Below are 18,042 nucleotides of genomic sequence, written 5' to 3' on the forward strand. Positions count from 1 at the left end.
CTATCCATGCCGACTTCCGACCTGAGCCTGAGCGACGCCACATTGCAGGCGGATCTCGCCGAGTTGCGCGCGCGCTTCCCTGAAACCCGCGCGCTGTACCGCGAGGTCTGCGGGCTCCTGTTTTTCCGCTACGGCGTGACGCCGACGGCCAACAAGCTCTACAGCCTGGTACGCAAGGGCAGCATGGGTACGCCGGCTGAGGTGCTTCAGCAGTTCTGGCAGGAGCTGCGCGGGCGCACGCGCGTCACGATCGATCACCCGGACCTGCCTGATGCGCTCAAGGAAGTCGCCGCGGAAGCGGTCAAGACCATCTGGCAGGCCGCCAACGACGCCGCCAGCAGCAAGCTGTCCGCGCTGCGCGCCGAAGCCCGCGACGCTGCGACCGCCGCCGAGGCCGAGCGCGACGCCGCGCATGCCGAGACTGCCGCCGCGCGCGAGGATGCGTTGGCGATCTCGGCGCAGCTGGGCGAGGCGCGGCAGTCCCATGAAGCCGTCCGGGGCGAACTGGCCGCGGAGCGCCAGGCGCATGCCGCGACGCAGGCGCGGCTGGATGCCGGCCGCACCGAACTGGAGGCGGCCGGCCGACAGCTCGCGGATCTGCGCAAGCAGTTCTCGGCGGAACTGGAGCGTGCGCGCGAGCAGGTGCAGATCGCGCAGGAGCGGGCGGAAGCCAGCGAGCGGCGCGCGCTGCGCGAACTGGACCAGGAACGTACCGCGCGCCAGAAGGGCGAACGGTTGGCCGAAGAGTTGCGTGCCGAACTGGCGCAGGCCCGCAACGAGGCGCGTGAGTCCGCTGTGAGCCATGCGGACGTCAGGGCGCGGCTGGAGGCGAAGGTGGCGGCCCAGGCGGAGCGGCTGGACGCCGGCGAACTCGCGCAGGGCAGGCAGGCCATCGAGCTGGATCGGGTTGGCGCCGAACTCGCGGAGGCGCTGCGGCGGGCCGAGCGGGCGGAAGCCGAGGGCGCGCTGGTGCGTCAGCTGCTGTCGGAACTGCGCGTGGCGCCGCTGAAACGGGACGGCGGTGGTGGACGGCGGCGCAAGTCCGGTGGACCGGCGCCGACCGCAAACGATGGGGAGATTGCGCCGGCACTGTCTCGCAGTCCGGATGAGCGTGACGACGGCAACGAACAATGAGCGGGCGGACGCGCTCCGCTGGATCCAGAAAAACAGATGACGGCCCACGGGCCGACGCTGGCGGCATAGGCGATCGTTGGGGGATTGCAGTCGGCGGGATGCCAGCCGAGGCAGCCGCCGGGGCTGGCCGACCCCCGCGTAGGGCACGCAGCCGGCGTCGGCTTGACACGTCGTGGATTCGCGCTAATTTGGAATCGCTTGTGCGCCAGTCCTCAAATCCGATCAGGATCCGTCATGACCAACTCACTTTCCGTCGTCAAGGCCGCTTACGACGCCTTTGGGCGCGGCGATGTACCCGCCATCCTTGATCTGCTCGCCGACAAGGTGGACTGGAAGATGCTGGGGCCGCCCGCCATCCCGTACACCGGACAGCGCGGCAGCAAGGAGGAGGTGGCGCGGTTCTTCGCTGAAGTGGCGCAGGCTGACGAGATGCAGAGCTTCGAACCGCGCGAATTTATCGAGGCGGGTGAGAACGTCACCGTACTCGGCTTCGAACGATTCATGTCCCGCCCGGAAGGACGTCTGGTCGAAACCGAGTGGATTCACGTCTTTACCGTCCATGACGGCAAGGTTACCCGCTGGCGTGGCTGCTACGATACGGCGGCGCGATTCGTGTAGATGCCTTGATCGGGCCTGTGGTTGGCCCAACCATGTCGTCGGCGTGTTGGCGCTGGTTGATGCGGGTCTTGGCATGGCCGTGCTGCCAGGCATGGCGGTGCCGCATGATCATCCGGCTTTGCGCAATCCCCCTGGTCGAACCCGCGGTGGACCGTGTCCGTGCGCTGACACGCCGCCGCGACCGGCCATTACAGCCTGCCGCGCAGGCCCTGTATGAAATGATCGCGCTGTAAACGGCAGCGGGTGCCTGGATTGTTGGCTTCTCAACGCGATGAGCGAACTTGACGCGGCCTACCCGATGCGTGAACGCCATGCGCCCCTTTATATGCCGCGGTCCTGTGCGCTTTGCTGTTCGCCGGTTACCGTCCTACAACTGAAGTGTGGGCCGGGAGGCACCGGACCCGCATTATCGAGAGGAGGAGCACCATGTGCCGCTGGCTGGCTTACTCAGGCCGATCCGTGCCGCTCGAAGCGGTGCTATTCCAGCCGGAACACTCGCTGATCGACCAGAGCCTGAATTCCCGGCTGGGCCATACCACGACCAATGGCGACGGGTTCGGCGTGGGCTGGTACGGACGCCAGTCGGAGGTGCCGTTCCGCTACCGTTGCCTGCATCCGGCCTGGAGCGATACCAACCTGCGCGAGGCGGCGCGGGCGGTGCGCGCGCCATTGTTCGTCGCCCATGTGCGTGCCGCCACAGGCACACCGACGCAGGAAACCAACTGCCATCCTTTCCGCTTCGGGCGCTGGCTGTTCGTCCATAACGGGCTGATCCGCGAGTTTCCCTTGATCCGGCGCGACCTGATGATGGCCGTATCGCCGCAACTGTTCCGCTGGATCGAAGGGTCCACGGATTCCGAAATAATGTTCTTCCTTGCGCTGACCTTCGGGCTGGAGCGCGACCCGCGTGGCGCGCTGGAGCAGATGGCCGGACTGATCGAGGAGGTCGGCCATCGCTACAACGTCGAGCATCCGCTCAATATGACGGTCTGCGTGACCGATGGCCAGCAGGTCGTGGCGGTGCGCTATTCCAGCGAGGCGGACTCGCGCTCGCTGTTCCACAGCACCTCGTTCCGCCAGTTGCGCGCACTGTACCCCGATGATCCCCGCATCATCGCCGCCGGCGACGATGCCTTTCTGGTGCTGTCCGAGCCGCTGATCGATGTGCAGGGCGTCTGGCAGGAGATACCCGAGGCCACGATCCTGACCGCGCGCGATGGCGTGATCGACCACGGGCGTTTCCGCCCGCGCATGCCTGACCTGTCCACGTAGCGCAGCCGGAATGGCGGCGTGCCGCACCGGACTAGTAGCACCCGCCGGTGTCGATGGTCAGGTTGAGCATGTCGTGCTCGAGATCCCTGATCAGGTGTTCGTCTTCCCGGAACAGTTCCTCCAGCACGTCGTGGCTCGACAGCACGCCCACGACACGATCGGACTCGAGGACCGGGAGATGCCGGATCCGCCTGGCATGCATCAGCGCAAGGCATTGCTCGCAGGTATGCTCGGGCGAGACGCAGACCACCAGCGTGGTCATGATCTCGCGGATTCGCGTCTCGCCGGCGTTGCGGCCCGCCAGTTCGACCTTGCGCGCATAGTCGCGTTGCGAAACGATGCCGGCCAGCCTGTCGCCCTGCATGACCAGCACCGTGCTGATGTCCTTGTCAGCCATCAGTGCTAGCGCGGCCAGCACGGAGTCATCGGGGCCGACCGCAATGACCGCGCGTGGCTTGTCGGACAGGATCTGGCGGGCCGTCTTTCTCTCTTTCTTCATCGTCGTCTCCGCGGGGGCCGGAATATGCCAGACCATAAGGCATCATCCGCACCCGATTGCTCGTCAGGAATGGCGTCGGGGCGATCCGTCCGGGGTTGGCGCTGCCTTGCCAAGGAAGCCGAACTCCACCGGAAATTTTGCGTAGAAGATGTGCACGTCTTCGGCGGCCAGGCGGTCAAACAGCGCCTGCATCTCCGGTTCGGTCGCAATCATCGTGATTTCCTCGGGGCGGTCGGCCAGTTCGACGAAGTGCCAGCTATGGAAGCGGTGATCGTGGCCGATGCCTTCCGCGGCGACCAGGTGGGTAGCGCCCCGGAAGTTCATCTCGCGCATGACTTCCAACAGCCAGTGGGATAGCTGCTTGCCGTGGTGGCGGCGGTTCTCGACCGTATAGAGAGTGACTTGATAGCCATGCACGATCTTCTCCCATCGCATTGCCATGCCGGAAGGGGTCCTGCACTCAGTCTACTCGTCCGCCGCGCCGATGCTGGCGCGCACGGGGCAGGGATTCACGCCTGGCTCCCGCCGGCATTGCCGAACTCGACTGGCGTGCGCGCGTAGAACAGCGCCAGGCCTTCCTCATCATCGAGCCGCCGGAATACGCGTTCGCAATCCGCTTCGCTGACCACCATGCAGACTTCGACCGGCTGGTCGTGCGGGGACCGGAAATGGTAGCGATGGAGTTCGTGGTCATGTCCCAGGCCTTCCGTACAGACCATCATGGTGGATCCGGCGATGCCCATCTCCCTGAGCGTGTCCATCAGCCATTCCGCAAGCAGCTTGTTACCGTGCCTGCGGTCATGCTGGGTATAGAAAGTGACCTGATAGCCGCGCTCCATGATTCCTCCTTCAGCGCCGGGTGCCCGATGCCAACGCCGCCGCGGGCATTGGCCAGGACAGTCGCCGCATATGACAGCATGCTCCGTTCTGCGTGAACCCGTGGGCGAGCGATACACGCTTGCCACGCTTGCTCACGGCCAGCCGGATCATCCGTTCAATCCTGATGCTCCGCGGCAGCCTGCTTCCGCTGCTTCCGCTGCATCCGGTATGCCGCCACTTCCGAGAGGCGCAAGCCTTCTGGCACGCGCAGGCGTTTCGCGTGCCCGACACGCTGTGCATGGTAGATGCCGGTATGCCCGGAGAACAGGTAGCTCACGACGCACGCGATGCCGGCAAACGTGCCGACTTCCGGTCCGAACAGTTCGATCGCCATGATGGTCGAGGCAATCGGCGTGTTGGCGGCACCGGCGAACACCGCCACGAAGCCAAGCCCCGCGAGCAGCGGGAACGGCAGCGGCAGGACATAGCCCAGCGCGTTGCCCAGCGTGGCGCCGATGTAGAAGAGCGGGGTGACTTCGCCGCCCTTGAAGCCGGAGGCAAGCGTCGCCACCGTGAAGGCGATCTTGCCCGCAAAGTCGTAGGCCGGCAGCGGCTGCCGGAAGGCGTCGACAATGGTCGGAATGCCCAGGCCGAGATACTTGTCGGTGCCAAGCAGCAAGGCAGCCCCTGCCACGACGCAGCCTCCGAGCAACGGGCGCAGCGGCCCGAACGTGATCGTGCGCTTCAGCGCGCGGGACAGCCGGTGCGTGCTTTCCGCAAAGACCATGCCGGTGATGCCGAAGGCAATGCCGGCAATGATGGCTGCAGCCAGCGTCAGGGGTCCCAGCTGCGGCACAAGCGGAGTGGCGTAGTGGGTATGGTGAACCCCAAGCAACGGCGGCACGAGGTCCCCGACGATGGCCGCGATAAAGCACGGCAGGATGGCGTCATAGCGCATGCGGCCAATGGCCAGCACTTCCAGCCCGAAGACCGCGCCGGCCAGCGGCGTGCCGAACACCGAGGCAAAGCCCGCGCTGATGCCGGACATCAGCAGGATGCGTCGCGCATCCTTGTCAAGGCGGAACAGCCGCGTCAGGTAATCGGCAAAGCTGCCGCCCATCTGCACGGCGGTGCCTTCACGCCCGGCGGAGCCGCCGAACAGGTGCGTGATGACGGTGCCGAGCAGGATCATCGGCGCCATCCGTTTCGGGACGATGCGCGTGGGGTCGTGGATTTCATCGATCAGCAGGTTGTTCCCGCCTTCGACCGACTGTCCCATGTAGTGGTAGATCAACCCGACCGCCAGCCCGGCCAGCGGCAGCAGCCAGAGCAGCCAGGGGTGGGCATGGCGTGTATCGGTCGCCCAGTCGAGCGCGAGCAGCAGCGCGGCCGAGCCGGCGCCGGACAGGATGCCGACAAGTGCGCCCAGAAACAGCCAGCGGCCCAGATAGGCCAGCATGGCCAGCTGCTCCGGCGGAGCCAATGTCTTCTTCATGATGACCAGATTCGAAGAACTCAAACCTGGACGGCAGGTTGCCGTGTGCGCCGTATGAACGTGTGCCTACAACCTCCCTGTCCAGGAACTTGCAGGCATCATCAGCCAGCATGGCACGTGCGCACCAGGCGGCGGCCACGCGGCGGTTAAGGGAGGAATGCCATCTCCGCAAGGCTTGCATTGTGCCCGACCGGCACATCACGGGCAAGCCTGGCCCATGGACACGCCCGGCGGTTCAGCGCCGCTGCGCGAGCCAGATGCCGGCCCCGATGGTCACGAGCCCGACCCCGTGATACCAGCGCGGCCAGTCGCCCAGCAACAGCGTGGAAAGCAGGGCCGCGAACACCGGTGTCAGCGTGATGAAGAAGACCGGCAACTCGGCACCGGCGCGGGCGATGGCGCGGTCCCACGCGAAGTAGGCGAGCAGGGAAGGAATGGTGGCCACATAGAGCAGGATGGCCGCGACCTTGCCGCTCCATTGGAAAGGCTGGTCCAGCGTCATCAGTTCCCACGCGGTCACTGGCGCGCTCACCACCAGGCCGGTGACGATCTGCGCGAACAGCAGCACCGGCAGCGGCAGCTGGGGACGCTGCTTGCGCAGCAGCCACGTGTACGCGCTCCACGCGATGGTGGCGGCCAGCATGAACAGGTCGCCGGCAACGAAATCGAGCTGCGCCAGGCGGCCGATCTCGCCGCGCACCAGCACGAACGACACGCCCACCAGGCACAGCAGCGCGCCTGCGACATGCCAGGGCTTCATCTTCTCGTGAAAGCACGTGGCGCCGATCAGCAGCAGGAACAGCGGCGTGGACGCGCCGATCAGCGTGACGTTGATCGGCGTCGAGGTGGTCAGCGCCAGGTACTGGAGCGCGTTATAGCTTGCGATCGACAGCATGCCCAGCGCGACAATCACGCCCGCATGGCGGCGCAGGGTCGCGTGGTGCTCGATGACGCCGCGCCAGGCGTAAGGTGCCAGCAGCAGGCCGGCCAGCAACCAGCGCACGAAGTTCAGCGTGACCGGCGGCACCGTTCCCGCTGCGAGGCGGCCGACGATGGCGTTGCCCGCCCAGCTCAGCGGCGGGAAGGTGAGCAGGAACAGTGTGGTCCAGTCCAGGCGTCTGGTGCCGGTGGCGCTTGCGTGCATGGGTGATGCGGTGGCGTTCGAAGAAGCCGCATTATCCGCCAGGCGCGGCATGCCTGCTGCCGCACCTGGCGTGCTGCCGCAGGCAAACGATCGTCAGGGAGCGCCGCCGATCAGCTTCAGGCCGGCAGGCAGCGCTTCGCCGAAGACGCGTCCTTCATCGGCGGCATCGAGCTCCACGGCCTCGCGCACCATCGCGATCCAGCTTTGCGGCGCGTTGGCGGCTTCGAGGCGGCGCACGACAGCCCCCCGTGTTTCGTCAGGCAGGTCGCGCGTGCGGTCGCCGGTCATGCGCGCGATCTGCGTCGCGGCGAAGGCGGCCGGTTCGACCTTCTTCCAGTCCAGCGCAAGGATGGCATCCACCCATTGCGCGGCGACGTCGGCCGGCACGACGCCGTGGGCGCTGCCATAGAAGGGCCGGCGCGCGCCGATCCGTCCCACGGCCCACCAGCTCTGGTTGTTCTCGGAGGGTTTGCGCAGGCGCGTCAGCAGCCATTCGGCGACCTCGATCTTGCGCTCGGCGGCAATGTTCTCCAGCGACCCGGCCAGGCGGACCATGTCGGCGTAACCGGAACGCGTCGGACCGGGCGGCTTCCTGACGTGCGCGCTGCCAGGGGGCTGGAGATAGAACGCCATATCGTCGAGCAGGCGCAGCTGCGCGCTTTCGTCGAGACCGCCGGCCGCGCGGCGCCACAGCGTCCACCATTCCGACCAGTTCTGGTTCTCGTTGACGTACTGGATGCCCTGGTCATACAGCGACCAGAGCTGCTCGACGCGCCATTCGTCCAGGGGATAGCCGAAGCCCGGGCGCACGCAGTAGCCGGCCAGGTTCAGCCACAGGCGTTCATGGTCGGCCGTGCGGCGACGGCGCTTTGCGCGCTCCCAGAAGGCGGCGAACAGCTCGCGCAGCAGCGCACTGTCCCACTGCTCGCGCGCCCCGAGCAACTGTTCGAGTTGCGCGCGCAGCCGCTTGACCTCCTTGGGATCGACGCCTTGCGAACGCGCGCCGAAGGTGCGGTCGATCGTCTCGATGGCCTGTGGCAGGGAAGGGTGCAGCGTGTCCGCCTTGTTCGCCGTGGACGCCGCGGCCGGCGCTTCATTGCCCCGGAGCTGGAACTCGAGCCGCCAGCGCTGCGAGGCATCCGCGATCTCATGGCAATGCACTTCCAGCGTGCCGACCTCGGTCAGCGACGTCGTGATCTGTACCGGGGTTTCCTTTGGCCCGCTGGCACCGCGTGGCTGCACGACGGTGGCGATCGGCGGCAGCCGAATGAAGTCCGCGCTCGCGAGATCGGCCAGTTCGCCGGGCTGATAGGCGGTGTCGGCCACCGACGAGACCAGGTGGAACTGTACCGGATGCCCGAGCCGCAGCGCGAAGGTCCGGTCCTTGAGATGGATTTCCTGGCCTTCCTCGGTGCCGCGCGGCAGCAGGCAGATGCCTTGCTGGCCCGACGCTCCGTCTTCGAGCACGAGGAAGTAGCTGCGCGGCGAGCCGCCGCCGATGCGTGGCGCCTGTCCCGAGCGCGCGCGCGCATAGGCCACGGCGCCGCGCGCCACGGCGACATCGGGGTCGGCGTTGTGCAGCACATTCAGCGGCGAACCGCGCCAGCTGCCCAGGGTGTCGGCGATGCGACCCGCCAGCGCCTCGGCCCGGAACACGCCGCCATTGAGCAATAGCGTGTCCGGCATCGGCAAGGCATCGTCCTGCGTCTGCGGCAGGTCCAGCGCCGAGCGCGACTGGGCCGCGTGCTGGCTGAGAAAGGCCGCCACGTGCCGGGTGACCGCCGGGTCGGATGCATACGGCAGGCCGAATTCGACAATCGCGCCGCGTGCGCGTCCCGGACGCTCGCTCGATGACACCTTGGGGAAGAAGCCGTCGACAACGAGCTGCTCGACCTCCTGCCGCGTCACTTCCACCGAGCGTGCGCCGCCGACCAGCCGGGAACCCGCGCCGAGCAGCGTGACCGTGACCGCTTCCGGCGCCTGCGCGCCTAGCAGTTGCTCCTTGGCCGCGCGGCAGCGCGCGACCAGCTGGGACAGGCCCGACGCGGACAAGCGCGTCTGCGCGGGACCCAGGCGTGCCTCGGCCACATGCGCCAGGGCCAGATCCATATTGTCGCCGCCGAGCATCAGGTGGTTGCCCACGCCGATGCGCGTCAGCTGCGGCTGCCCGTCCTGCATGTCCACGCGGATCAGCGTCAGGTCGGTGGTGCCGCCGCCCACGTCGCAGATCAGTACGAGCCGGGTTTGCGCAAGGTCCGCGTCCAGGGTCTGGCGATGATGGAACAGCCAGTCGTAGAGCGCGGCCTGCGGTTCTTCGAGCAGGCGCAGCGCGGGCAGGCCCGCCATGCGCGCGGCCTCCAGCGTCAGCGCACGCGCCCCCTCGTCAAACGACGCGGGCACCGTCAGGATGACGTCCTGATCCTCAAGTCTTGCATCCGGAAAATGGTGGTTCCACGCCGCAGCCACGTAGCCAAGGTAGCTGGCACTGGCCGCGACCGGCGAGATCTTGCCGACTTCCTCGTCCGCGCCCCAGGGCAGGATGGGCGCGGTGCGGTCGACCGCCGCATGCGACAGCCAGCTCTTGGCGCTGGCCACGAGCCTGCCGGGCACCTGCGCGCCGAGCGTGGCCGCCAGCCGGCCGAACACCGTGCGGCGCGCGGCGGCGCTGGCCGCGGATTGCCACGGCAGCTGCAGGTCGTCGCCGCTGATTTCGCCCGGCGCCGCGTGGTAGCGAACCGAGGGCAGCAGCGGGCGCGCAGCGACTTCGCCGAGGCCCACTAGCTGGTCGATCGCGAGGACACGGATGTCGTCCGATCCTGTCTCCGCATAGGCGACCACGGTATTGCTGGTGCCGAGGTCAATGCCGACGGTGTACCGCTTCATCGTTTATCCGGTCGGTGCTCAAGCATCCGCGCTGCCGCGCACGTCGAATTCGACCTTCCAGCGCTCGCTGCCGCCACTCGGCACGGCTTCAAGTTCGAGCGTGCCGGCTTCGGTCACGCGCGCGTGCAGCCGGACCGGCACCACGTCACCGGGGGTGCGGCCGTCGGCCGGCAGGGTGGCCTGGATTTCCTCCAGTTCCTGCAGTTCTTCGGCACTCCAGAAGTCCAGCAGGGCGCCGACCTGGTCCTGGCGGCGCACCGACGAGCCGAAGAAGCGGAAGTGGACGGGCTCGCCCACCACCAGACCGAATTCCTGCGGCGGCAGTTCGGCCTCGGTGCCTTCCTCCATGCCGAACGGGGCCACGCACAGCGCCTGGATCGGCGGCTCGAACCCCGGCACGGCGGGCATCGATGATTCCACGGCGATGTAGTACGAGCGCGCAGTGCCGCCGCGGATGCGCACGCCCTTGCCGCGCCGCACATAGCCGTAGTAAGCGGCGCCGCGCGCCACGGCCAGGTCCAGCTCGGCGCCGCCGAGCAGGCGTGCCGGCGCTGCGCCTTCCGAGGCGAGCCAGCCGTTCAGCGTCTGCAGGATGCGGTCCGCCAGCAGGCCGGATTTGAACACGCCACCGTTGAAGAGGACCGCGGTCGGGTGCAGGAAGGTCGCGCCGGCCGGCTGCGCGGCTTGCATGCCTTCCAGCTCGGCGAGCGCCCCGACCTGGCGGCCGAGGAAGGCGGCCAGGTGGCGGGTGACCGCCGCATCCTGCGCATAGGGCAGGCCGAGCTGCGTCAGGCCGACGCGCGCGCGGCTCACTGGCCGGGCCGACGCGTCCACTTGCGGGAAGAAGCCTTCCAGGATGATCTGGGTCAGCTCGGTCCGGGTCAGGTCCGTGCGGATCGATCCGCCGATCAGCTTGGAGCCACGGCTCGGCACGACCAGCGGCACCGAGTCGGTGGTCGGGTCCGTGAGCAGCGTTTCCTTGGCCGCGCGGCAGGCATAGGTCAGTGCGCGCAGCTGCCACGGATCGGCCTGTGTACCTTGCGCCGCGAGCTTGCGCGCGACCACGTGGGCCAGCGCCAGGTCCATATTGTCGCCGCCGAGCAGGATATGCTCGCCGACGGCGACGCGATGCAGTTCCAGGTTGCCGTCGCGCTCGATCACCGCGATCAGCGACAGGTCGGTGGTGCCGCCGCCAACGTCCACGACGAGGATGATGTCGCCGACCTTCACCTGCTTGCGCCACTGGCCGCCGCTTTTCTCGATCCAGCTATAGAGGGCGGCCTGCGGTTCTTCGAGCAGGGTCATGCGTGCGTAACCCGCCGCGGCGGCGGCTTCCGCCGTGAGTTCGCGCGCGGCAGGGTCGAACGACGCAGGAATCGTTACCGTGACGTCCTGTTCGGCAAACGGCGCGCCGGGGTGCGCGTGGTCCCACGCCTCGCGCAGGTGCGTGAGATAGCGCACCGAAGCGTCGAGCGGCGAAATACGCGGCACTTCGGCTGGCGCATCGTTGGGCAGGATGGCGGCGCGGCGGTCCACGCCAGGATGGCACAGCCAGCTTTTCGCGCTCGAAACCAGGCGGATCGGCGTGCCGGCACCACGGCTGCGGGCCAGTTCGCCCACGGCGAATTCACGCGCGGCGTTCCACGGCAACGCCAGGTCGCCCGGAGCCAGTTCGCTCTCGTGCGGCAAATAGAGGAACGAAGGCAGGAGATCCCGCGCTTCCGTCGCACCGGGGCCGGTGAGCTGCGGGATCGGCAGAACACTCTGGGTGATCTTCTCGCCGTCGCTGCCGGTCAGGTCGACGTAGGACAGGGCACTGTGCGTGGTGCCCAGGTCGATGCCGATGGAATAGCGCGCGTCGCTCATAGCTCCACCTCGGCAGGGGCGATGACGGTGGCGTCATGGCGTTCGGCCACGCGCGGCAGCCGCACTTCGTCGGCCTTCCAGCCGCGATGGCTGAGGCTGCCGTGGAACGGCGCGCTGCCGACCACATTGCCCGTCAGGCGGACGGCGGTCGCGTCGAAGCCGTCAGCCAGCGTGACGCGGCTACCCTCGGCTTCGTTGCGCACCGGACGGATCGTGAAGTGCTCGCGCAGGACGGCACGGCAGCCGTCGTGCACCAGCCGCGCGGCGGCGCCGATCTCGGTATCGGTATAGCCGGCAATGTCTTCCTCGACGAAGTCGATGAAGCGCGCATCGCGCTGGAGCAGGCCCAGCAGCTGCAGCGCCGCCACGGGACTCGCTTCTTTCAATGCCGGGGCGGGTGCGGGCGCAGCGGCCGGAGTCGGGGCGGGCGCTGCCACGGGTGCGGGGGCAGCGGCGGGATATCCGTCCGTCCCGCCCGTGCGCAGGCGCCGCACGTTCGCGGCGAGTTCGCCGTTTCCGAGGATCGCAAAGAAGGTCCCCACGGCAAGCGAAATCCTGCCGAGGAATGGGATGTTCGAGTCAGTCATGGAAAAACTCCTGTGTGCTCTGTTGAAGGACGAGCTGTCCTCCGGCCACGGCGAGTAGCGGATGGGGCACGCGAACCGGTCATCGGAAAGCCATTGCGCTGGCGGATACGCCATGCACGGCAAGTCGGATATTCCAGCCGGGATTTTGCACCAACCAATATGTCAGCCGGCCATTCAGCCGTGCACCGGCCACCCACCACCGTGCGCGTGGAGGTGGCGGAACATGTGAAAACCGGCAGCCCAAGGGCTGCCGGCAGTCTTCTTTCGTCCCCACGGGCGACCTGCTAGCCGCAAGGCGCCCGCCTGGGTGCCGCTCAGGCGTCCCGCAGGTAGGTGATCAGCTGATCGGCCCGGCTCGGATGACGCAGCTTGCGCATGGCCTTGCTTTCGATCTGGCGGATCCGCTCACGCGTCACATCGAACTGCTTGCCGACCTCTTCCAGCGTGTAGTCGGTCGCCATGTCGATGCCGAAGCGCATGCGCAGTACCTTGGCTTCGCGCGGCGTGAGTTCGTCGAGCATTTCACGCACGACTTCGCGCAGGCTGGCCTGGAGCGCGGCGTCGGCCGGCGTCGCGGTGTCCGAGTCGGCAATCATGTCGCCGAGGCTGGTGTCACCGTCTTCACCCACCGGCGTTTCCATCGAGACCGGTTCTCGGGCGATCTTCATGATCGCGCGGATCTTCTCCTCGGGCATGTCCATGCGCTCGGCGAGCACGGCCGGATCGGGTTCCTTGCCGGTCTGCTGCATGAGCTCGCGCGACAGGCGGTTGAGCTTGTTGATCTGCTCGATCATATGGACCGGGACGCGGATCGTGCGGGCCTGGTCGGCAATCGCGCGCGTCACCGCCTGGCGGACCCACCAGGTCGCGTACGTGGAGAATTTCCAGCCGCGGCGGTACTCGAACTTGTCCACGGCCTTCATCAGGCCGATATTGCCTTCCTGGATCAGGTCCAGGAACTGCAGGCCGCGGTTCGTGTACTTCTTGGCGATCGAAATCACCAGGCGCAGGTTGGCCTGCGTCATTTCGTGCTTGGCCTGGCGCATCTGCCGCTCGGCGGTCAGCATCTTGCGGTTCACCGACTTCAGCTCGGGCAGCGGCAGTACCGCACGGGCCTGGATGTCGATCAGCTTCTGCTGATGGGCTTCCAGGTCAGGCAGTGCGCGCGACACGGCAGCGCTGTACGGGCGGGATTCGGCGGCAAGGTCGCGGCCCCAGCTCAGGTTGGTTTCGTTGCCGGGGAAGCGCGCGATGACGTCCTCGCGGTCCATGCCGCAACGCTCGACCATCAACTGGACCACCTGGCGCTCGACCACGCGCACATCGTCGACCATGGACTGGACGTCGGCGCACAGGCGTTCGATGGTTTTCGCGGTGAAGCGGATCGCGCGCAGTTCCTCGCGCACCGTATCCCTGGCGGTCACGAACCCCTTCGAGTCCGCCCCGTTGGTGGCGTTTTCCTGCTGCATGCGCTCGAACTGCTCGGCAACGCGGGCAAAGCGCTTCAGGCATTCGTCGCGCAGCTTCGCGAGGTCGGCTTCGGCGCTCTGCTGCGCGCTGCCTTCGTCGGTGTCGTCGTCTTCCGCGTCGCCATCGCCATCGTCCGACGTGTCGGTGCTGTCGTCGTCGCCGTCGTCGGCGCTTGCGGTCACGACGACATCGGCGCCGCTTTCGTCGCTGAGGCCATCGACCAGGTCGTCGATGCCCATTTCATTGCTGGCGACCCGGCCCGACAGTTCGAGAATGGTCGCGATCGTGGATGGGCAGGCCGAGATGGCATGCACCATATTGTTCAGGCCTTCCTCGATCCGCTTGGCGAGCTCGACTTCTTCCTTGCGCGTGAGCAGCGTGGCGGAGCTCATTTCGCGCATGTACATGCGCACCGGATCGGTGGTCCGGCCGAACTCCGAGTCCACGGTCGAAAGGGCCACCTCGGCCTCTTCATCGGCCTGGTCGTCGGACGCCACCACCGCGTTGTCGCTGAGCAGCAGCGTCTCGGCATCGGGCGTCTGCTCGAAGATCTTCACGCCCATTTCGGCGAACGTGGTGACGATGCTTTCCATCGCCGCCGTGTCGGTGAAGTTCTCTTGCAGATGGTCGCTGATATCCGCGTGGGTCAGATACCCACGCTGCCTTCCCAGCTGGATCAGGGCACGCAACTGCTGGCTGCGCGCGTTGACTTCGTCCGGCGACATGGATTCCGCCGAGGCGCCAAGGGCTTTGACCGTACCTGCTTCGCGGCCTTTGGCAGCCGTTCGTTGTGGACCGCTCGTCATCTACTGCTGTTTCCTTCGTGAATCGCGTTTTGATTGCAGCGCGCACTCATTGCGTGCGTTTTCTGGCCTGCTGTCAAGGCATCGGACTGGCGGGCGTGGCAATGAGCCAAATTCGGGCCATATGGTCCGGAGAGCAGGGGGCGCATATTGTACAGTGTTTGGTGCGTTGCAGCATGTTCGGCGTGGATGCCAGGAATTGGGCCCGGATGGGCCGGCAGCAACCCCGACGTTCACAACCTGTTTGCGCCCCATTTCGCCGGCCGCACCGACAGCACGGGCGGTAAGCCCTGCAGTCATTGCGACGCCAAATCAGGACCCCGAAGCGCGGACGGCCCCCGAATACAGCCTCACCCGATACCCCGGGACTCGCTGCGGCAACCTAGCAGTATACCTCCGGTCAGGATTCTGGGTAAGACAACAATTGATTCGCTATGTGACGCAACGCCAACGCGCAACACTCGCAAGTGGCGGATCGGCCCATGTATACTCGCGCTCAGATCCCCTCCCGGACGCCTGTAATGCTTGTACCGCCGACATCTGCAGACGCACCGACGACCGTATCGGAGCCAATCGCGCAGCCAATAGCGCAGTTCCGGGAGGAATTCGAGTCGCTGCGCAAGCGTGAACGGTTGCTTGCGCTCGCCATCGCGGGCAGCGGCACCGGAATCTGGGATCGCCACGTTGCGACGGGCGAAATCCACTATTCAAGCGGCTGGAAATCCATGCTCGGCTATGCCGACTCGGAAGTGTCAAGCCGGATCGAGGACAGCTACCTCCGCCTTCATCCCGACGACCTTGAGTACGTCAAGGCGACGATGCAGGCCCACTTCGACGGCCGCAGCGACAGTTATGAGGTCGAACATCGGATCCGGTGCCGGGATGGCAGCTACAAGTGGGTCTGCAGCCGCGGCAAGGTCGTGGACCGCGACAGTACGGGCCGGGCGTTGCGCATGGTCGGCACGACCACCGACATTACGTCGCTGCGTACGATGTCGGAGGGCCTGCGCGAAGCCGTCAACCTGATCACGAACCTGACGAACGAAGTGCCCGGGCTGGTGTTCCAGTACCGCACGCTGCCCGGAGGGCGTTCGTTTTTCTCCTACGCGAGCGCCGGTATCAGGGATATCTACGAGCTGACCCCGGCCCAGGTGGCAGCCGACGCGTCGTGCATCGATGCCTTGATTCATCCTGCCGATCTGGCCGCCTATCGTGCCTCGTTTGGTGCTTCGGCGGCCCAGCTCTCACCGTGGCATCTCGAGTACCGTGTGCAATTGCCGATGCAGGGGCTGCGCTGGCGGCAAGGGGATGCCAGGCCGCAGCGCTTGCCGGATGGCAGCGTCCTGTGGCATGGGTTCATCACGGATGTGACCGAGCGCAAGCGCATCGAAGCCGAGTTGCAGGAACTCGCGACCATCGACAGCCTGACCGGGCTACCGAACCGGCGGCATTTCATGACGCAAATCGAGGCGCGGCTGGCAAGCCTGCAGGGCGGCCGCGGCACCGGCCTGGCGCTCATGATGTGCGATCTCGACCATTTCAAGTCGATCAACGACCGCTGGGGGCATGGCGTCGGCGATCGCGCGCTGCGTCACTTTGGCAGTATCCTGCGCGCGCAATTGCGGCCCGGCGACATGGCGGGCCGCCTCGGCGGCGAAGAGTTCGGGATCCTGCTCGACAGCGCCGATTTGCGCGCCGCAATCGGCGTTGCCGGGCGGATCCAGCAGCGTACTGCCGAGTACCCGCTGATCGAGCATGAGCAGCGGATCGACCTGACCGTCAGCATCGGCGTCACGCTCATGACGGCGGCGGATACGAATGCGGAAGCCCCGTTGTCGCGCAGTGACCTTGCGCTGTACCGTGCGAAGAAGGGCGGTCGCAACCGGATCGAGTCCTGACGCGTTCAGGGGCGGCAATCAACAGGGTATCCTGACCATGCGCAATGCGCGTACATCCTTCCTGAATCGTCCAGTGCAGCGCGGTTCGATTTCATTCCGGCGCGGTCTGACCTGTGTGCTCGCGGGCGTTCTCGCGGCCGCGGCGCAGTCCGCATGGGCGGAGGAGCCTGCGGCGCAAGACCCTGCGAACGTCTGCCGCACCATGTGGTTCCCGCGTGGAGCACGCATACAGATGGAGGCCGACGGTACGATGCCGCTGTCGCGCCGGGCCATACTGAAGCCGCCTTTGCCGACCGATGCGGGCTGCCAGGCCGACATTGAAATCCACTCCAAGACCGCGCTGGCTGCCTTGATGGGGCCGCCGGTCGTGACCGAGCAGCAGCAACGCGTGCTGCTGCGGCCTGCGGAGCATGGCTCGCCCGCCAGTGTTTCGGGCCAGGCAACCGTCAATGCGTGGGGACGCTATGCGCGCCTTTACGGCACGACCACCGTTGACGGGCTGGGCCTGTTTGATTACCAGTATCGGGGCCTGCCGCTGCGCGAAGGCGACGTGCTTCCCGGTCAATCCGTGGACGCCAGCGCGTCCTTCACCATCTTTTCGCGCGATTCCGGCGAGGAAGTGGGCAAGTTCGTCGCTCCGCATGCGACCGTTTCGGTGACATCGCGCCGTGTCGGCAAGCGCGAGTTCATCCGGACCGCGCTGGGCCGGTCGGAATGCGTGCCGATCGAGTATGTCCGCACGACTTCCCTGGGGCCAATGGTTGTCGCGGGCGACCAGATCGCGACGAAGCCCACGCGGATGCAGGTCACGGACTGGTATTGCCCGACCAGGGGCATGGTCATGCGCCAGGACGTGTCCGAGGACGGCAAGGTCCAGCACATTGAAACCACGGTGGTCGAACCGCTGTCGGACGCCTCGGACCCGGCGCAATAGTGCAGTGCCCTGAAGGCGCCTAATCCGGGGACTGGGTCCCGGCAGAAGGTCTCAGAGGTATTTTTGTGTTCAAAAAGTCTCTTATTGCCATTTTCATGAAATAACTTGCCAGTCAGGGGGCAAGCGATTAGTATTCGCTCCCTTCTGCTGGAGCCTTCGCTGCAAAGCGGCAAGGGCAAAGGCAATTTGCAGGAATGACCCCGGCGGCAAAATAGCCGGGAAAAAGAAATTTCTCGAAGAGCTTGATTCACCGCAGAAAATTCTTTATAGTCTCGTTCCTTCGCTGCTGACAACGCAGCGACGCAGTAAGCAAAGCGAACTGCAGCACGTTCTTTAACAATCAAACAACCGATAAGTGTGGGCGCTTGATAGCGGATGCGAAAGGCTTCGGTCTTTTAGCTCAAAAGTTATACAGTGCTCGCACAGTAAAACGTGACTGGATTTTCGGATCTGGTCAGTCAGTTTTCTGAGAGTGAGCGACCGCTCGAAAGAGCGAGTCCCGCAAGGGACACACAGGTATTGAACTGAAGAGTTTGATCCTGGCTCAGATTGAACGCTGGCGGCATGCCTTACACATGCAAGTCGAACGGCAGCACGGGCTTCGGCCTGGTGGCGAGTGG

General features: G+C 66.3%; 14 protein-coding genes, 1 rRNA gene and 1 riboswitch. Of the genes, 6 read left to right on the forward strand and 9 right to left on the reverse strand.

Features of this window, described 5'->3' with window-relative positions; all coding sequences use genetic code 11:
- Positions 1-6 precede the first annotated feature (6 nt).
- The 3 genes from KHO22_RS29190 (at position 7) to KHO22_RS29200 (ending at position 3,024) form a co-directional block, all read left to right on the forward strand.
- Positions 7-1,134: a DNA-binding protein gene (locus tag KHO22_RS29190; RefSeq protein ID WP_211950659.1), complete on the forward strand. Its 1,128-nt coding sequence runs from the start codon at positions 7-9 to the stop codon at positions 1,132-1,134.
- A gap of 234 nt (positions 1,135-1,368) precedes the next feature.
- A complete protein-coding gene (locus KHO22_RS29195; RefSeq protein WP_211950660.1) occupies positions 1,369-1,752 on the forward strand; it encodes a nuclear transport factor 2 family protein in 384 nt (127 codons plus the stop codon).
- Positions 1,753-2,178: 426 nt separating this feature from the next.
- Positions 2,179-3,024: a class II glutamine amidotransferase gene (locus tag KHO22_RS29200; RefSeq protein ID WP_211950661.1), complete on the forward strand. Its 846-nt coding sequence runs from the start codon at positions 2,179-2,181 to the stop codon at positions 3,022-3,024.
- Between the two features lie 31 nt (positions 3,025-3,055).
- Here KHO22_RS29200 and KHO22_RS29205 read toward each other — a convergent pair whose 3' ends face one another.
- From KHO22_RS29205 to rpoD, 9 genes are all read right to left on the reverse strand, one after another.
- Positions 3,056-3,523, reverse strand: coding sequence for a CBS domain-containing protein (locus tag KHO22_RS29205; RefSeq protein WP_211950662.1), 468 nt, complete (start codon positions 3,521-3,523; stop codon positions 3,056-3,058).
- Between the two features lie 63 nt (positions 3,524-3,586).
- Entirely contained in the window at positions 3,587-3,964 is a 378-nt protein-coding gene (locus tag KHO22_RS29210) for a DUF190 domain-containing protein (protein WP_420839663.1), read from the reverse strand.
- A 68-nt stretch (positions 3,965-4,032) separates the two neighbouring features.
- Positions 4,033-4,362: a DUF190 domain-containing protein gene (locus tag KHO22_RS29215; RefSeq protein WP_211950663.1), complete on the reverse strand. Its 330-nt coding sequence runs from the start codon at positions 4,360-4,362 to the stop codon at positions 4,033-4,035.
- Positions 4,363-4,517: 155 nt separating this feature from the next.
- Positions 4,518-5,837 (reverse strand): voltage-gated chloride channel family protein, encoded by a 1,320-nt coding sequence (locus KHO22_RS29220; RefSeq protein ID WP_211950664.1) that lies wholly within the window; start codon positions 5,835-5,837, stop codon positions 4,518-4,520.
- A gap of 85 nt (positions 5,838-5,922) precedes the next feature.
- Positions 5,923-6,014: riboswitch (Fluoride riboswitch) on the reverse strand.
- Between the two features lie 58 nt (positions 6,015-6,072).
- Positions 6,073-6,981 (reverse strand): DMT family transporter, encoded by a 909-nt coding sequence (locus tag KHO22_RS29225; RefSeq protein WP_211950665.1) that lies wholly within the window; start codon positions 6,979-6,981, stop codon positions 6,073-6,075.
- Between the two features lie 93 nt (positions 6,982-7,074).
- Positions 7,075-9,864, reverse strand: a complete 2,790-nt coding sequence (locus KHO22_RS29230) for an Hsp70 family protein (RefSeq protein ID WP_211950666.1) — start codon at positions 9,862-9,864, stop codon at positions 7,075-7,077.
- An 18-nt stretch (positions 9,865-9,882) separates the two neighbouring features.
- The gene (locus KHO22_RS29235; RefSeq protein ID WP_211950667.1) at positions 9,883-11,730 is read right to left on the reverse strand and encodes an Hsp70 family protein; all 1,848 of its coding nucleotides are present in this window, start codon (positions 11,728-11,730) and stop codon (positions 9,883-9,885) included.
- Positions 11,727-12,317 carry a DUF2760 domain-containing protein gene (locus KHO22_RS29240; RefSeq protein WP_211950668.1) on the reverse strand — a complete coding sequence of 197 codons (591 nt, stop codon included), beginning with the start codon at positions 12,315-12,317 and terminating at the stop codon, positions 11,727-11,729. The genes KHO22_RS29235 and KHO22_RS29240 overlap by 4 nt, the downstream gene beginning before the upstream one ends.
- A gap of 314 nt (positions 12,318-12,631) precedes the next feature.
- Positions 12,632-14,593: an RNA polymerase sigma factor RpoD gene (rpoD, locus tag KHO22_RS29245; RefSeq protein WP_211950669.1), complete on the reverse strand. Its 1,962-nt coding sequence runs from the start codon at positions 14,591-14,593 to the stop codon at positions 12,632-12,634.
- 629 nt (positions 14,594-15,222) lie between these two features.
- On the opposite strand from rpoD, the gene KHO22_RS29250 reads away from it, so the two are divergent.
- From KHO22_RS29250 to KHO22_RS29260, 3 genes are all read left to right on the forward strand, one after another.
- Positions 15,223-16,488 (forward strand): sensor domain-containing diguanylate cyclase, encoded by a 1,266-nt coding sequence (locus tag KHO22_RS29250; protein WP_338031376.1) that lies wholly within the window; start codon positions 15,223-15,225, stop codon positions 16,486-16,488.
- Between the two features lie 232 nt (positions 16,489-16,720).
- Complete coding sequence (locus KHO22_RS29255) at positions 16,721-17,422, forward strand: hypothetical protein (RefSeq protein WP_230427077.1); 702 nt, start codon at positions 16,721-16,723, stop codon at positions 17,420-17,422.
- Between the two features lie 521 nt (positions 17,423-17,943).
- Positions 17,944-18,042: ribosomal RNA gene (locus tag KHO22_RS29260) — 16S ribosomal RNA — on the forward strand; the annotation flags it as partial.

The sequence above is a fragment of the Cupriavidus yeoncheonensis genome, from assembly GCF_905397275.1.
GTDB classification, from domain to species: domain Bacteria; phylum Pseudomonadota; class Gammaproteobacteria; order Burkholderiales; family Burkholderiaceae; genus Cupriavidus; species Cupriavidus yeoncheonensis.

What these genes read in the sequence shown, in the direction of transcription:
- KHO22_RS29190 (WP_211950659.1), top strand. Translation starts at nt 7, where the DNA reads ATGCCGACTTCCGACCTGAGCCTGAGCGACGCCACATTGCAGGCGGAT.
- KHO22_RS29195 (WP_211950660.1), top strand. Translation starts at nt 1,369, where the DNA reads ATGACCAACTCACTTTCCGTCGTCAAGGCCGCTTACGACGCCTTTGGG.
- KHO22_RS29200 (WP_211950661.1), top strand. Translation starts at nt 2,179, where the DNA reads ATGTGCCGCTGGCTGGCTTACTCAGGCCGATCCGTGCCGCTCGAAGCG.
- KHO22_RS29205 (WP_211950662.1), bottom strand. Translation starts at nt 3,523, where the DNA reads ATGAAGAAAGAGAGAAAGACGGCCCGCCAGATCCTGTCCGACAAGCCA.
- KHO22_RS29210 (WP_420839663.1), bottom strand. Translation starts at nt 3,964, where the DNA reads ATGGCAATGCGATGGGAGAAGATCGTGCATGGCTATCAAGTCACTCTC.
- KHO22_RS29215 (WP_211950663.1), bottom strand. Translation starts at nt 4,362, where the DNA reads ATGGAGCGCGGCTATCAGGTCACTTTCTATACCCAGCATGACCGCAGG.
- KHO22_RS29220 (WP_211950664.1), bottom strand. Translation starts at nt 5,837, where the DNA reads ATGAAGAAGACATTGGCTCCGCCGGAGCAGCTGGCCATGCTGGCCTAT.
- KHO22_RS29225 (WP_211950665.1), bottom strand. Translation starts at nt 6,981, where the DNA reads ATGCACGCAAGCGCCACCGGCACCAGACGCCTGGACTGGACCACACTG.
- KHO22_RS29230 (WP_211950666.1), bottom strand. Translation starts at nt 9,864, where the DNA reads ATGAAGCGGTACACCGTCGGCATTGACCTCGGCACCAGCAATACCGTG.
- KHO22_RS29235 (WP_211950667.1), bottom strand. Translation starts at nt 11,730, where the DNA reads ATGAGCGACGCGCGCTATTCCATCGGCATCGACCTGGGCACCACGCAC.
- KHO22_RS29240 (WP_211950668.1), bottom strand. Translation starts at nt 12,317, where the DNA reads ATGACTGACTCGAACATCCCATTCCTCGGCAGGATTTCGCTTGCCGTG.
- rpoD (WP_211950669.1), bottom strand. Translation starts at nt 14,593, where the DNA reads ATGACGAGCGGTCCACAACGAACGGCTGCCAAAGGCCGCGAAGCAGGT.
- KHO22_RS29255 (WP_230427077.1), top strand. Translation starts at nt 16,721, where the DNA reads ATGGAGGCCGACGGTACGATGCCGCTGTCGCGCCGGGCCATACTGAAG.